Annotated in this window: 8 protein-coding genes; 7 read left to right on the plus strand and 1 reads right to left on the minus strand. The window is 68.9% G+C overall.

Translation table 11 applies throughout. The features are described 5' to 3' along the window. Positions 1 to 3: 3 nt before the first annotated feature. Complete coding sequence (locus tag NA3_RS13575; RefSeq protein ID WP_084491517.1) at positions 4 to 6,444, minus strand: type I polyketide synthase; 6,441 nt, start codon at positions 6,442 to 6,444, stop codon at positions 4 to 6. A 545-nt stretch (positions 6,445 to 6,989) separates the two neighbouring features. Between NA3_RS13575 and NA3_RS13580 the strand changes: the two genes are divergently transcribed. The 7 genes from NA3_RS13580 (at position 6,990) to NA3_RS13605 (ending at position 14,863) form a co-directional block, all read left to right on the plus strand. Beyond that, positions 6,990 to 9,221 (plus strand): MMPL family transporter, encoded by a 2,232-nt coding sequence (locus NA3_RS13580; RefSeq protein ID WP_084491543.1) that lies wholly within the window; start codon positions 6,990 to 6,992, stop codon positions 9,219 to 9,221. 135 nt (positions 9,222 to 9,356) lie between these two features. Then, positions 9,357 to 10,025 (plus strand): HAD family hydrolase, encoded by a 669-nt coding sequence (locus tag NA3_RS13585; protein WP_062963934.1) that lies wholly within the window; start codon positions 9,357 to 9,359, stop codon positions 10,023 to 10,025. Between the two features lie 171 nt (positions 10,026 to 10,196). Then, positions 10,197 to 11,144 (plus strand): helix-turn-helix domain-containing protein, encoded by a 948-nt coding sequence (locus NA3_RS13590; protein ID WP_062963935.1) that lies wholly within the window; start codon positions 10,197 to 10,199, stop codon positions 11,142 to 11,144. Between the two features lie 111 nt (positions 11,145 to 11,255). After that, the gene (locus NA3_RS13595; RefSeq protein WP_062964045.1) at positions 11,256 to 11,954 is read left to right on the plus strand and encodes a PAS and ANTAR domain-containing protein; all 699 of its coding nucleotides are present in this window, start codon (positions 11,256 to 11,258) and stop codon (positions 11,952 to 11,954) included. 66 nt (positions 11,955 to 12,020) lie between these two features. Continuing rightward, positions 12,021 to 12,185, plus strand: coding sequence for a hypothetical protein (locus NA3_RS36875; protein WP_157126555.1), 165 nt, complete (start codon positions 12,021 to 12,023; stop codon positions 12,183 to 12,185). Positions 12,186 to 12,241: 56 nt separating this feature from the next. Further along, the gene (locus NA3_RS13600) at positions 12,242 to 12,919 is read left to right on the plus strand and encodes an ATP-binding cassette domain-containing protein (RefSeq protein ID WP_062963936.1); all 678 of its coding nucleotides are present in this window, start codon (positions 12,242 to 12,244) and stop codon (positions 12,917 to 12,919) included. 3 nt (positions 12,920 to 12,922) lie between these two features. Beyond that, entirely contained in the window at positions 12,923 to 14,863 is a 1,941-nt protein-coding gene (locus NA3_RS13605; protein ID WP_062963937.1) for a YhgE/Pip family protein, read from the plus strand. Position 14,864: the final 1 nt, after the last annotated feature.

Below are 14,864 nucleotides of genomic sequence, written 5' to 3' on the forward strand. Positions count from 1 at the left end.
CCATCAGCTGACCCCCGCCATCTCCGCGACCGCACCGGCCGGCGCGTCGTGCCCGTTCGACTCGGCCGCGGGCCGCGCTCCGTTCGGGACGGCCCCGTCCACCGCCGCGGCCAGCGTCGCCGGATCCGGTTGCGCCCCACCGGGTTCGTGCGCCAGGATCAGCTCGGCCACCTTCGGCCCGGCCTGCTCCAGGCTGAACGAGCGGCCCATCTGCAACGACATCAGGTCGATGCCGAGCGTCTTGGTCACGCGGGCGCCGAGTTCGACCGCCATCAGCGAATCCAGGCCGAGCTCCGGCACCGGAATCGTCATATCGATGGTGTCGACGTCCACGCCCATGACCACGGCCAGTTCGCCGGCCATCAGGCGGGCGATATGCGGACCGCGCTTGGACTCCTCCATCGCGGCCAGCTCCTCACGCAACCGGGCCAGCTCGGAGGTGTCCTTCGCCGAGGCCCGGGCCAGTGCTGCGGTGCGACCGGTGCGGGCCAGCTGCGGGAAGGTACCGGTGAGCTTGGCCCAGTCGGTCGGGATGACGGCCACGCGCGAGGCTCCCAGGCGCAGGCACTGTTCCAGGTAGGCGGTCGCGTCGCCCATATCGATGGGACCGAATCCGACCAGGTCGAGATACTTCTCGGAGGTCTCGTTCGCCGCCATGCCGCCGGCCCCGGACAGGTGACCCCAGCCGACGCACAACGCCCGCTCTCCCGCCTGCGCCCAGCGTAGCGCCAGCGATTCGACCGCGACATTGGCCGCGCAGTAACTGTATTGGCCGTAGATGCCGTACATCGACCCGCCCGACGAGCACAGCACGAACATGTCGAGGTCGATGCCCGCATCGGCGACCGCCCGGTGCACGATCTGCGCGCCCAGCACCTTCGGCAGATAGACCTGTTCGAGCTGGCCGAGTTCCATCTTGGCGAGGTTGTTGTCCGCGACCGCACCCGCGGCGTGGAACACGCCGCGCAGCGGATGGCCGGCACTGTGGACGCGCGCGATGGCAGCGGTCACCGACTCGGCGTCGGTCACGTCGAGCAGTTCCTCGACGATCTCGATCCCGATCGCGCGCCACGCCTCGAGCTGACGGCGCGCCTCCTCGGTGGTGGCACCCCGCCGCCCGGCCAGTACCAGCCGACGCGCACCACGCAAGGTCAGCCAGCGGCCGATGGCAAGGCCGAAGCCACCGAAACCGCCGGTGATCAGATACGTTGCGGTGTCGCTGATGTGGACGTCGGGCAGGTACGGGCGCACCGGCGGTTCCGGCGCGTCCATGCGCAGCGCGATCCGGGCCGGCCGCGACGAGCGCAGCGTCTCCTCGAACGCCTTGCTCACCTCGGCGGTGTCGAACATGTCATACGGCAGGGGGCGGTAGGTGCCCTCGGTGACCTTCTCGAACACCCGCTGCAACAGAGCCGCGAGCCGTTGCGGCTTCACCTTGACCAGACGGTCCAGGTCCATCGAGAAGTACGACAGATTCTTGTCGAAATTGGCCAGTTCCAGCAGACCGCCGGTGTAGATGTCGGCCTTGCCGACTTCGACGATGCGCCCGAATTCCGCTGCGGCATTGAAGTTCTGGCGCAGGATTTCACCGGGTGCGCTGCTGACGATCACATCGGCGCCCGTGCCGCCGGTGATCGCGGCGACCTCGTCGACGAAGTTCAGCGAGCGCGAATTCACCGCGTAGTCCGCCCCCATCGCCAGCACGTGCGCGCGCCGCTCCGGGGTGCTGGCGGTGCCGATGATGGTGGCGCCGCGGGCCTTGGCGACCTGGATCGCGGCGGTGCCGACACCACCGGCCGCACCGTGCACCAGCACCGTCTCCCCCGGCTCCAGCCGGGCCAGATCCAGCAGGGCGTATTCGGCGGTGCCGAAGGCGATGATGCTGGTGCAGTGCCCCGGATCGGTGCCGTCGGGCAGGACGACCGCGAGTTGCCGGTCCACGACCGCGAAGCGGCGCATCATGCCCTTGGCGGCCACACCGACCAGATCCCCCACCTCGACGCCCTCGACGCCGGGCCCGACCCGGACCACCGTGCCGACGCCTTCCATGCCGGGTACGGTGCCGAAATACGTCGGTGCGAGCTCACGTTCACCGAGCAGCCCGATCACCTTCAACGGATCCTTGTAGTTCAATCCGATGACCTGCATGCGGATCTCGATCTCACCGGGGCCCGGTTCCACGCGCGGGCATTCCCGCCACGCGAGTGCCGACAGCAGCCGGGTGCGCGGCATGTCGAGTTCGAAGTTGGCTTCCGGATCGGTCAGCGGGGCCGAGGTTTCCAGGGCTTCCAGGCGTTCGGGCAACGGTTTGGTGATCACCGTCGCCCAGCGTTTGCCGTCGCGCAGCAGCACCTCGTCGCTGTTGTCGAGGGAGAACGCGCCGGGCACCGCCAGCTCCGCCACCAGATCGGCGATCGGGGTGGCGGGTTCGGTGTCGACGAGCCGCCATCGCAGTGCGGTCTGCTCGTTGAGCAGGACGCGCCGCGCGCCGGCCAGCGCGGCGTGGCCGGTGTCGGGAACGGCGGAACTGCCGGGCAGGGCGAACGCGGATTCGGTGACCAGCGTGCAGTGCACGAGGCCGTCGCCGAAAATCGTTTGCGGAGCGCCGTTCTCGCTCGGCGGTTCGACGAATTCGGCGATCGCCACCGCGATGCGCTTGAGCGTCCACAACTCGGCCACGTCGTCGGCGACCGCACCGGCGACCACACAGATGTGCAACCGCCGAGCCGGTTCGCCGCGGGCCGCGCGCAACTGCTCGACGAGCCCGGACTCCAGTTCCGGACCGGTCGAATCCACCACGTGCAGACGGGAATCCGCGAGCGCGGCCAGCTGGTCGGCCCGTGCGCTCTCGCCGAGCCGGACGACCACGGTACTCACCGGACCGGCCTCGGCGAGTGCGGCCGGGTCGATCGGGTCGCGTTCCTCGAAGGTCTCGGTGTAGTAGAAGTCGGCCATCCGGTGCAGCGGATCGTCGCCGGGCCGCAGCGCGCCGATCTGCAGGCCGGACAGCCGGACCACCAATTTGTGGTCGGCGTCGAGCAGATCCACATCGGCGCGCAGCCGCGCGTTCGGATCGCGCCGGGCCACCACCGTCACCGTCTCCGGCAGCGCCGCGAGCAAGCGCACCGCACCCACGCCGACCGGAACCATCACGCCCTCGTCGATGCGTTCGTCGGCGAACAGCATGGCCGCGCACTGCATGGCGGCGTCCACGACCGCCGGATGCGCCAGATGACCGGAGTCCGCGGCGATCGTGCCGTCGACGGTCGCGACCACCACATCGCGGCCGACGCGCACCGAGGTGACCCGCCGGAACGACGGCCCGTACTGCAGTCCGGCCGCGGCCAGGCCCGTGTAGAACATCGCCGGGTCGACGTCGATACCGACCTCGATCTCCGGAACGTCGACCGTGGTCTGCTCGTGGCTGCCGGTGAGGGTGCGTCCGGAGGCGTGCACCGTCCACGCGGTACCGGTGGCACTGCGCGATCGGATCAGGAACCGGCCGCTGGCCTCCTCGATACTCAGCGCGACCAGCGGTACGTCCGGGGCGCCCATGATCAGGGGTGCGACGAACCGGACCCCTTCCAGCGCAACCTGTTCCGAGCCGATCCGCGACTTGGTGGCGCTCAGCGCCGCGTCCAGATACGCGGCCCCGGGCATGATCTTGATGCCGTTGACCACGTGATCCGACAGCCACGGCAGCAACTCGGTGCCGACCTGCAGCAGCCATTCCGGCCGGCCTTCGACGTCGGGATCGCCGAGCATGGCGTAGGAGCCGGGGGTGCCGAGCCGGGCCTGCTCGAACAGCGGCAGCGCCGAGTGCAGCCGGGTGCGCTGCCACGGGTAGCGCGGCAACGGCAGGTGCGGGGTGGCCGGGCGATCGGGCGGGAACAGCAGATCGCGGTCGAGGACGCCCGCGGCGTGCAGGCCGATCAGGGTGCGGCGCAGGCTGTCGGAGTCCGCTTGCTCGCGATCCAGCGTCGCCACCGTCGTCCCCTGCACATCGGCGCCGAGCAGGGCTTCGCGAATGTTGCCCGACAGCACCGGATGCGGGCCGACCTCGAGATAGATCCGGTGGCCCGCGCCGATCAGGGCGCCGACGGCGTCGAAGAACCGGACCGGCTGCCGCACATTCGACCACCAGTAGGACGCGTCCCAGTCGGCCTCGGAGACCCGCATACCCGTCACGGTCGAATACAGCGGTACGGTCGGGGTCCGGGGCTCCAGATCGGCCAGCGCCGAACGCAATTCGGCTTCGATCGGCTCCATCAGCCGGCTGTGGTACGGCACCTCCACCCGCAGCCGGCGCGCGAAAACGCCGTCCTCGGTGAGCTTTTCGGCCAGCATGTCCAGGCGTTCGGCATCTCCGGAGAGCGTGACGGCGCTGGGACTGTTGACCGCCGCGATGTCGATGCCCGGATCGTCGCCGATCAGTCCGAGGGCCTTGTCCTTCGGCAGACCCACCGCGAGCATGCCGCCGGTGCCGGCGGTGGTCGCCTGCAGGCGGGCGCGATGGTAGGCCACCCGCACGGCATCGCGCAGCGACAGCATGCCGCTCACATACGCCGCCGACACCTCCCCCACGCTGTGCCCCACGATGGCGGCCGGGGTGACGCCGTACTGCTCCAGCTCGCGCACCAGGCCGACCTGGACGAGGAAGTTGGCCGGTTGCGCGACTTCGGTGCGGGTGACGCGGGATTCGTCCTCCGGCTTGCGCAGCTCGTCGACGATCGACCAGCCCGCCAGGGCCCGGAACTCGGCGTCGATCTCGGCCGCCGTCTCGGCGAACACGCCACCGGCCGCGAGCAGTTCCCGTCCCATCCGCCAGTGTTGCGGGCCCATCCCGGAGAATACGAAGACCGGTTCGGCCGCGCGCGACACGATGGTGCGCGAGGCGTCGCGCCCTTCTCCGGCGGCGTACCCGCGCAGCTCCCGCACCAGATCCTCGGTGGAGTCACCGACCAGCACGCCGGTGCGGAACGGGTGGTGCGCCATACGTGTCCACGCCGCCTCGGCGAGGTGGTCGGGGTCGGCTCCCGCGGTGATCAGGTCGGCGAATCGCCCGGCCAGCGCGCGGGCCGCGGCGGTGCTGCGAGCCGAGATGGGCAGAATGCCGAGATGCCGGTGCGGTCCGGCGGACACCGGTGCGGGACCGACGTACTCCTGAAGAATCGCGTGCGCGTTGGTTCCGCCGTAGCCGAAACCGTTGACCGCCACCGACATCGGACCGGCGTCGGCGGGCAGCGGTTGCGCCTCGGTCTGCACGTGCAGCCCCAGTTCCTCGAACGGGATGTCGGGATTCTGCTTGTCCAGCCAGCCCTGCGGCGGCAGGGTGCGGTGTGTGATGGCGAGCGCGGCCTTGATCACGCTGGCGACACCGGCGGCGGCCTCGGTGTGGCCGATCGTCGCCTTCACCGACCCGACGCCGACCGACTCGGTGCGTCCGGCGGGAGCGCCGAAAACCTTTCCCAGCGCGCGCAATTCGACCGGGTCGCCGACGAGGGTTCCGGTGCCGTGCGCCTCGAGGTAGGTGATCGACTGCGGCGCCAGACCCGAGCGTTCGCACACGGTGCGGGCCAGCGCCTCCTGGGAATCCACGTTCGGCACCGTGATCGCGGTGGTGCGCCCGTCCTGATTCGAGCCGGTGGCCTTGACCACCGCGTAGATGCGGTCGCCGTCGCGCACCGCGTCGTCGAGCTTCTTCAGCACCACCATGCCGGCGCCCTCGCCGCGACCGTATCCGTCGGCCGAGGCGTCGAAGGATTTGCAGCGGCCGTCGGCGGCGAGGAATCCGCCCTTGCACATCAGCACGAAGGTTTCCGGCTGCAGCATCACGTTCACGCCGCCGGCCAGGGCCACCCGGCAGTCGTCGTTGTCCAGCGCCTGGCAGGCCAGATGGAAGGCGACCAGCGACGACGAGCAGGCGGTGTCGACGGTGAGCGCGGGCCCGACCAGATTGAGCGCGTAGGCGATTCGATTCGACAGCATCGTATAGGACGCGCTCGCGGGAGTGTGCATATCGGTGTGGAACAGGGCCGGCCCGACCACGCCGATCACGGACTGGTCGACCACGAATCCACCGACGTACACCCCGACCGAGGAACCGGCCGCGCTGCCCGCCATCCCGGCGTCGTCGAGCGCCTCCCACGTGACCTCGAGCATCAGGCGTTGCTGCGGGTCCAGCACCGTCGCCTCGCGTGGGGAGATTCCGAAGAAGTCGGGGTCGAACTGCCACGGGTCGACGGTCATGAAGGCGCCGCGCTTGGTGTAGCTGCGGCCCGGGGTGCGGGGTTCGGGGTCGTAGTACCTGCGGTAGTCCCATCGATCCGCCGGCATCTCGACCACGCCGTCGCGCTTGTCGACCACGAAGTCCCAGAATGTCTCGGGCGAGTCGATTCCGCCCGCGAATCGACAGCCGATACCCACAATTGCAATATCCGACACGAATATCCTCCGGTCTCGCGTTCAGAGGCCACCGGCTGATCTCGGCGACTCACTCGTCTCTCTGCGGTCCTGGGCGTTGACCGATGGCGCCCACGCTATTGACCGTGATCGAGGAAGGAAGAGATTCGTGGCACTTTTGGACCCTCCAACCAACGGCACGCGGCGAATTTGTGAACCCACCCAGCCGCTACGCCGAAGAGTTCGATGCCGACCACTCGGTCTCTGAAAGCTCAGGGACGCAACGATATTCGGTGCAAATGGCCGATGGTCCGCTCAGCGTAACAGCGGGATTTGCTCACCACTCACAAGATCGGCGCACCGCGATTATGATCCGTCGGTATATCGCTGTGCATCGACCGAATTCGCACGTAACCCGTTCTATCTTTCCTCGAACGCTCATTTTCTCGAGGGAGCTGTCGGCCGCCCCGACGACAACGCGGCGGTTAATTTCCGGGAATTCCGCCGAAACCCCAGGTCCGGTCTCGGGACGAGCGTCGTGAAACGACAGCCGAACCGATCCGCGCAAACAGTTGGGAGCCGGCACTTTGTCCGCCGAATCGAATCACTGGGCCGATGTCGTGCTGCGCCGGCGGTTCACGGTGATCGGTGTGCTGGTGACCGGCCTGCTCGCCCTCGGCTGGTACGGGCTCGGCCTCGGCGAGCACCTCAGCTCCAGCGGCTGGGACGATCCGTCCTCGGAATCGGTGCGGGCCGCGCACGTCCACGAGGAGATCTTCGGGCGCGACCACAGCGCCGACGTGGTGCTGCTGTATCACGCACCGCCGGGCGCGACGATCGACGATCCGGCCTTCGCCGCGACGATCGTGGCGAGTCTCGACAGTCTGCCGGACCGGTTTCCGCAACAGATCGACCGGGTGAACGGGGCATACTGGCCCACCAGAACCGGTGTGGCGCTACCGGACATCTTCGGCTCCCCGGACCACGAGCACGCCTTCGCCTCGATCGCCGTTCACGGCGACAACCCCACCGAGCAGATGCGCAACTACCGCGCCGTCGCGCACGCCTTCGATGTGCCCGGAGTGCACATGGAGGTCGCCGGCGGGCAGGCGGTCGCCGGCGCCCTGAACGACACCATGGCCCACGATCAGCAGCGCATGGAACTGTTCGCGATTCCCGCGGTGGCGGTGCTGCTGTTCTTCCTCTTCGGCGGTGTGGTGGCGGCGGGGCTGCCGTTGATCGTCGGCGGGCTCACGGTGCTCGGCGCCTGGGGCCTCATCCGGTTGCTGACCACCGTCACCGAGGTGAATTCCTTCGTCTCGCCGGTGGTTTCGATGGTCGGGCTCGGCCTGGCCATCGACTACGGGCTGTTCGTGCTGAGCCGGTTCCGCGACGAACTCGCCGCCGGCCGCGAGGTCGACGACGCGGTGCGGCGTTCGGTGGCGACCGCGGGCCACACCGTGGTGTTCTCCGCGACCATCGTGGCGGTGGCCGCCGCCGGAATTCTCGTGTTCCCGCAGGGCTTTCTGCGCTCGTTCGCCTACGGCGCCATCATCACCATCTCGCTGGCCGCGTTCACCTCGGTGACGCTGCTGCCCGCGATGCTGGCGGTGCTCGGCCACCGGGTGGACCGCTTCGGCGTTCCCTGGTTCCGCCGGAGCACGCCGCCGGGCCGGGTTCCGGACAACCTCTGGGGGCGGATCGCCGACCGCGTCATGAAAAGGCCACTGGTCGTGGCGGTTTCGGTGGTCATCGGACTGCTGGTGCTGATCGCGCCGATCCGGGACCTGGCCTTCGGCACGATCAACGAACGCTTCCTGCCGCCGGATCATCCGACGCGGCTGGCCCAGCAGCACTTCGACGAGATCTTCCCGCTGCGCCGCATCAACCCGATCGATCTGGTGCTGATCACCTACGACCCCGCCGCCAAGGACACCGTGCTGGCCGAGGCCGGCCATGCCCCGGGCCTCGCGGCGCCGTTTCCCGCCTGGTTGCAGCGGCCCGCGCAGTCGAGTGTGTTCACCACGCAGACGGTGCTCGCGCCCACCGCCGTCAAGGACGCGGCGATCGACTACCTGCGCGCGATGCCGCTGCCGAAGGGCGCCACCCTGCTCGTCGGCGGGCAGCCCGCCATCGAGAAGGACAGCATCGACGCCCTCGTGCACCGCATACCGCTGGTGATCGCCCTCGTATTCCTCGCCACCACCGCGCTGATGGCGGTGAGTTTCCGCTCGCTGGTGCTGCCGTTGAAGGCCGGCGCGCTGAATCTGCTCGGGCTCGGCTCCACCGTCGGAATCCTGACCTGGATCTTCATCGACGGGCACGGCGCCGGAGCACTCGGCTTCACCCCGCAGCCGATCATGTCCCTGGTCCTGGTGGTGATCGTGTCGGTGATCTACGGACTGTCCACCGACTACGAGATATTTCTGCTCTCCCGCATGGTCGAGGCGCGGGCCGCGGGCGCGTCCACCCGCGAGGCCGTCCGCGCCGGCGTCGCCCACACCGGGCGCATCATCACCGCGGCCGCCCTGATCCTGCTGGTGGTCACCGGCGCTTTCGCGCTGTCGGATCTGGTGATGATGCAGTACATCGCCTTCGGCATGGTGGCCGCGTTGCTCATCGACGCGACGATTCTGCGCGTGCTGTTGGTTCCGGCGACGATGCGCCTGCTCGGTGACGCCTGCTGGTGGGCGCCGCGGTGGTTGCGACGCGAGCCGGTGGCCGCACCCGCGGGCACCGAAACGGACTCTCCCACAGAGCTTTTCGAATACCGGGACGGCGTTACACCCCTGCCCGCACCGGTGACGAGCCACCGGTGACGAGGAAAGTCGTCCCGTGACCGGATCACGACTCCCGTCCGGATGTCTCCCGCCCCACGGCATCGCGCTGGGTACAGTGGCTTCTGCTCCCGATCGGCTCGTCGCACAGGCTCGTACCGGAGAGAAGGAGATGCCGTGCCCGAACCCGCAGCCGTCCTCTTCGATATCGACGGCACGCTCGTCGACTCCAACTATCTGCATGCGGTGACCTGGCATCGAGCCTTCCGCGAGGTCGACGCGGACGTGCCGATCTGGCGGATCCACCGCAGCATCGGCATGGACGGCGACGAACTGCTGCGCACCCTCGCCCCCGACCTCGACAGCGAGGCCGCCGATACCGCGAGCGACCTGCACAGCCGGTACTACCTCGACCGCGCCGACCGACTGACCCTGCTACCCGGCGCCCGCGAGATCCTGCGGCATCTGCATGATCTGGGCCTGCGGGTCGTCCTGGCCACGTCCGCGCCGCCGGACGAACTGGCTCGGTTGCGCGACCTGCTCGACGCCGAGGCGTGGCTGTACGCGGTGACGGGCGCCGAAGACGTCGAGACGGCCAAACCCGACCCGACCATCGTCCGGGTGGCCTTGGACCGGGCCGGGGTCACGGCGCAGCGAGCGGTGTTCGTCGGCGATACGGTCTGGGACATGCGCGCCTCCACCGAGCTGGGGGTGGCGGCGATCGGCGTCCTGAGCGGCGGAATTTCCCGCGGCGAATTGGAGGGCGACGGCGCGGCATACGTCTGCGACGATGTCGCCCAGCTGCGCCGTGACCTGCATCGCAGCCCGCTCGCGTCGCTTCTCTGATCGTCTCCGGCGCGAATTCGTTACCGCCTCGAGAATCATGTCACCGTCCGGTGACACGACGCGCGCCGCGGCAACACTATGGACAAGTAGGCTCCGAAGTCCGCACGGCGCGCCCGGACAGGCGACCGTGCCCGAAGCAGTGGGAGCGGCACAGCAGAGGATCACCGACCGATGACCGTAGAGTTCGACAGCGACAGCTTGGCTGCCACCGAGCAGTTCCTGAATCGGAACTACACGACCATGGATATCGGCAACGCCACCGAGGTGCCGGTCCGCACCCGGATCGCGCGCGACATGCTGGGCCAGGTGAGTCTCGACCGGCTCGAACTCGGATTCGACATGAGCTACGACGCCGATCCGCTGAACAAGATCTGCCTGATCGGGGTGGACGCCGGGTGGGTCGAGGAAGAATACGTCGATGCGGGCAACGACACGTTCGGGCCGGGCGAGATCGGCATTCTGACCCCGCCGGATCTGCCGTACTCCGGTGTCGTCCACCAGGCCACCTTCACCATCACGATGTTCGATCCATCCCTCCTCGGCAGAGTCGCCTCGGCGAATCGTCCCGATGTCGGCGACGTGGCCCTCTCGGGCCATCGCACCGTGACGCCGGAGGCGGGTGATCGGCTCACCGCGGTGATCTCGCATATGCAACAACTCGCCGCCTCCTACGACGGGGACGTGCCGCCGCTGGTGGCGGCCACGGCGTCGCAATATCTGGCGGCGACCGTGTTGCACGCGTTTCCGAACACGGCCGGCCTCGAGGCGACTCCGGTCGATCGCCGAGACGCGCATCCGCTGACCGTGCGTCGCGCGGTGGCCTTTATGGAGTCCCATATCCAGGAGGACATCGCGGTGACCGACATCGCCGCGGCGGCCTATGTGACCGTGCGAGCGCTGCAGCTCGCGTTCCGCCGGCACCTGGACACGACACCGACGGCCTATCTGAAGCGGATGCGGCTTCGCGGAGCCCACGAAGACCTGGTCGCGGGCAGTGCGGTGGACGGGGACACCGTCGCCGCCATCGCCGGCGCATGGGGTTTCGGGCACCCCGGCCGGTTCGCCGCCCTCTACCGGCGCCACTACGGGCGCTCCCCCGCCGCGACACTGGCCGGCTGAGCGCTTGACCGGGGCATATACCGGCACAGGGCGACCTCAGGACGAAAAACGAACAGTTCAGTCCACTGTGCGTCCGAACGACGGCGGGTTGCGGGGCGGGCGAACATAATGATGCTTGTGCATAGAACCGATCCGCTTCGCAACCACGCGACACCCGAGACCACCTCGGGCGCCGCCGGCCACATCCCCCGCGTGGGATCGTTCCGGTTCTGGTTCGCCACCCGCCGCTGGGAATGGTCCGAGGAGGTGTACCGGATGCACGGCTACACCCCCGGCGGAGTCGTCCCGACCACGGAACTGCTGCTCGCGCACAAACATCCGGACGACCGCGAAGAAGTCGCCAAGACCATCGCCCGCGCGATCGAACTGGGCGAATCGTTCTCCAGCCGGCATCGGTTCGTCGATACCGCGGGCACCGTGCACAACGTGATGGTCGTCGCCGACCGCATCTACGACGACGCCGGGCAGGTCGCCGCCACCGCCGGCTTCTACATCGACCTCACCGACACCCTCGCCGAGAACGAACGCGAAACCCTGTCCGCGACGCTGCCCGACATGATCGAGAACCGCGCGGTGATCGAACAGGCCAAGGGCGTGCTGATGCGCATGTACCGCATCAACGCCGAACAGGCCTTCAAGGTGCTGGCCTGGCGCTCGCAGGAAACCAACACCAAACTGCGCGACCTCGCCGCCCAGATCATCGAGGAACTTCCTCTCGTCGCGCCGCCGGCGCCGGAACATATCACCGCCTTCGACCACCTGCTGCTCACCGTGCACACCCGCATCCCACGGTCGAAGGACCGCGACTAGCGGCGAGTTTGCCGACGCACTGGCCGGGTATTACACAGCGACCGCCCGCACACCCGGAGGTGCTCGATGTCCGAACGATTCGACGATCAGAGCCGGCCCGCGAATCCCGAGCGCGAGGACGTCTCGCTCAGCGACTCGCCCGTGACCAACCGCAAGAGCCCGCTGCTGCTGATGGTCACCATGGTCATCGTGCTGATCGTCATCGTGGTGCTGTTCGTGGTGCTGGGCTGAACGGCGGGGATGTCGCTGCGGACGCGGGCCGGGGCGCACGGGTTAGTCTCGCCCCGATGGCTTTTCACGGTGTAGAGATCATCGCGCGCGGCATCACGGCCCGCGGAGCGCGGGGATGCGCGTTCGCGGGAGTGTCGGTGGATGTCGCGGCCGGTCAACTGGGTGTGGTGGCCGGGCCCTCGGGCTCGGGACGAACCTCGCTGCTGCTGGCATTGGCCGGGCGAATGCGGTTGGTGGCCGGCAGTGTGGCGGTGGGCGGCTGTCGCCTGCCCGCCGACGCCGCGCGGGTACGGCAACTCGTCGCGGTGGCGCGAGCCGAGCCGGCGGTCGGCCTCGACGACGAATTACGGGTCGGCGATATCGTCACCGAGCGGACGATGATCGGCGGGCCACGAATCGGACGGGCGGCCGTCCACGATGCGCTGACCATGCTCGGCGTCGACGCGCCCGCGACGGCGACCGTGGCGGACCTGCCGCCGCGCGAGCAGACTCTGCTCGCCGTGGCGTTGGCGGCCGCCGAACAACCGGCGGCGATCGTCGTCGACGATGTGGACCGCGGTTGCGACGATACGGATGCCGAACGGATATGGGAGGCGTTGCGCATTCTCACCGGACTGGGCTGCACCGTGGTCGCCACGACGACGATTCCGCCGCCCTCGCTCGATGATTCCGTCGCGGTGATCGACCTGCCGCATCCGACCCAGCGAGATCAGATCCCCCTTCCGGAGGAGTGAGCGATGACCGCGGTTCGCCTGGCCCTGTTGGAATTTCGCCGCTTCCGGGCGCCGATGCGCCGATTGGTCCCGATCGGCCTGGCGATGATTCCGCTGTTGTACGGGTCGCTGTATCTGTGGTCGAACTGGGATCCGTACGGGCGCACCGACCGCATTCCGGTCGCCGTGGTCGACCAGGATCAGCCTGCCGTCGCCAACGGCCAATTGATCGACGCGGGAAAGCAATTCACCCAGCAGCTGCAGGCGTCGGGCGCCTTCGCCTGGAATTTCGTCGGCGCCGACGAGGCGATGGATGGCCTGCGGCACGGGCGCTACTACTTCACCATCACCGTGCCGCCGGATTTCAGCCACAAATTGGCCACCGCGCAGAACCCGATTCCCGAGCGCGCGACCATGGGAATCACCCTCAACGACGCGAACAACTACATCGTCGGCATCGTCGCCCAGACCGCGAAAACCGAACTGCAGAGCCAGATCGACACCGCCGCGCACGCCGCCTACGCCACCGCCATCTACGGCGATCTGACCCTGGTGAAACAGCAATTGCAGATCGCCTCGGTGGGTGCGCACAAATTGCTCGACGCGACCGTGCTCGCGCAGCAGGGCAGCGCCGCGCTCACCCAGGGCATCACGGCCGCGCAGGCCGGCGCCGGATCGATCACCGAGGGCGTACAGCAACTCGCCGACGCCGGCACCCGCGCCGATCAGGCGATCACCGCGATCACGAACGCGGGCGTGGCCGCACTGCCCGCCGCGACCGGCACGGTCGCCAACGCCGCCTCGGCCGCCGCGCAGAGTTTGAGTCTGGTCCACGACGCCACCGGCATCGTCAGCCGGACGGCTACCCAGGGCTCGACCGCACTGGACCAATTCGCCGCGGCCCACCCGGAATTCGCGCTCGACCCCCTGCTGGGCTCCGCCCGCAGCAACGCGCAGACCCTCGCCCAGACCGCCGCCGCCGCGAACACCAGCGCCGACCAGGCCCAGACCTCGGCGCAGCAGGCCGCCCAGCAGGCGGACGAATTGCGAAGCAGCGCAGGCACGATCGGGCAGGCCGTCGCCGGTGCCGCCGCCCCACTCCAGGCACTGACGGCGGCCTCGCGCACCATCGGCGGCGGGGCCGCGCAGATCGGCGCCGGTCTCGGCGCCCTCGAGGCCGGCAGCCGGACCCTGCAGACGGGTGCGGATCAGCTCAATTCCGGCGCCGCCGACATCACCCGGGTGGTCGACGGCGCCGTGACCAAGATTCCGGATACCAGCCCCGAGCAGACGGCGAAGGCCGCCGACGTCCTCGGCTCACCGGTCGGCATCACCATGGACAACCTGCATCCCGCCGGTGTGTACGGGCGCGGCTTCGCACCGTTCTTCTTCGCGATCGCACTGTGGGTGGTCGGCCTGCTCGCGTACCTGTTCATCCGTCCGCTCAATCTGCGGGCACTGGCCGGGCGCGTCGGCGCGCTCACCGTCGCCGCGGCCGGATGGTTGCCGGTGGCCCTCATCGCCGCGGCCGGTGGTCTCCTGCTCTACCTCGTCGTTCAACTCGGGCTCGGACTGGATCCGCTGCATCCGATCTGGGTGGCCGGCCTGCTGATCCTGGCCGCGGCGGCATTCGTGGCGATCGACCACTTCCTGCGCGTGGCGCTGGGCGCGATCGGTGAGGCACTGTCGCTGGCGCTGTTGATCATTCAGCTCACCGCGTGCGGCGGCCTCTACCCGATCGAAACCACCCCGGCCCCGTTCCGGGCCATCCATCCGCTCATCCCGATGACCTATGTGGTCGACGGGCTGCGCGTCGGCATCTCCGGCGGACTCACCGGCAACCTCGTCCGCGATCTGGTGGTGCTGGCCGGATTTCTCGTCCTCTTCCTGGGTGCGACCACACTCGTCGTCCGCAGACAACGAGTGTGGACGGTGAACCGGCTGCACCCGCAGATCGAGGCCTGAG

The organism is Nocardia africana NBRC 100379 (genome assembly GCF_001612635.1).
In the GTDB taxonomy this organism is placed as follows: Bacteria; Actinomycetota; Actinomycetes; order Mycobacteriales; family Mycobacteriaceae; genus Nocardia; species Nocardia africana.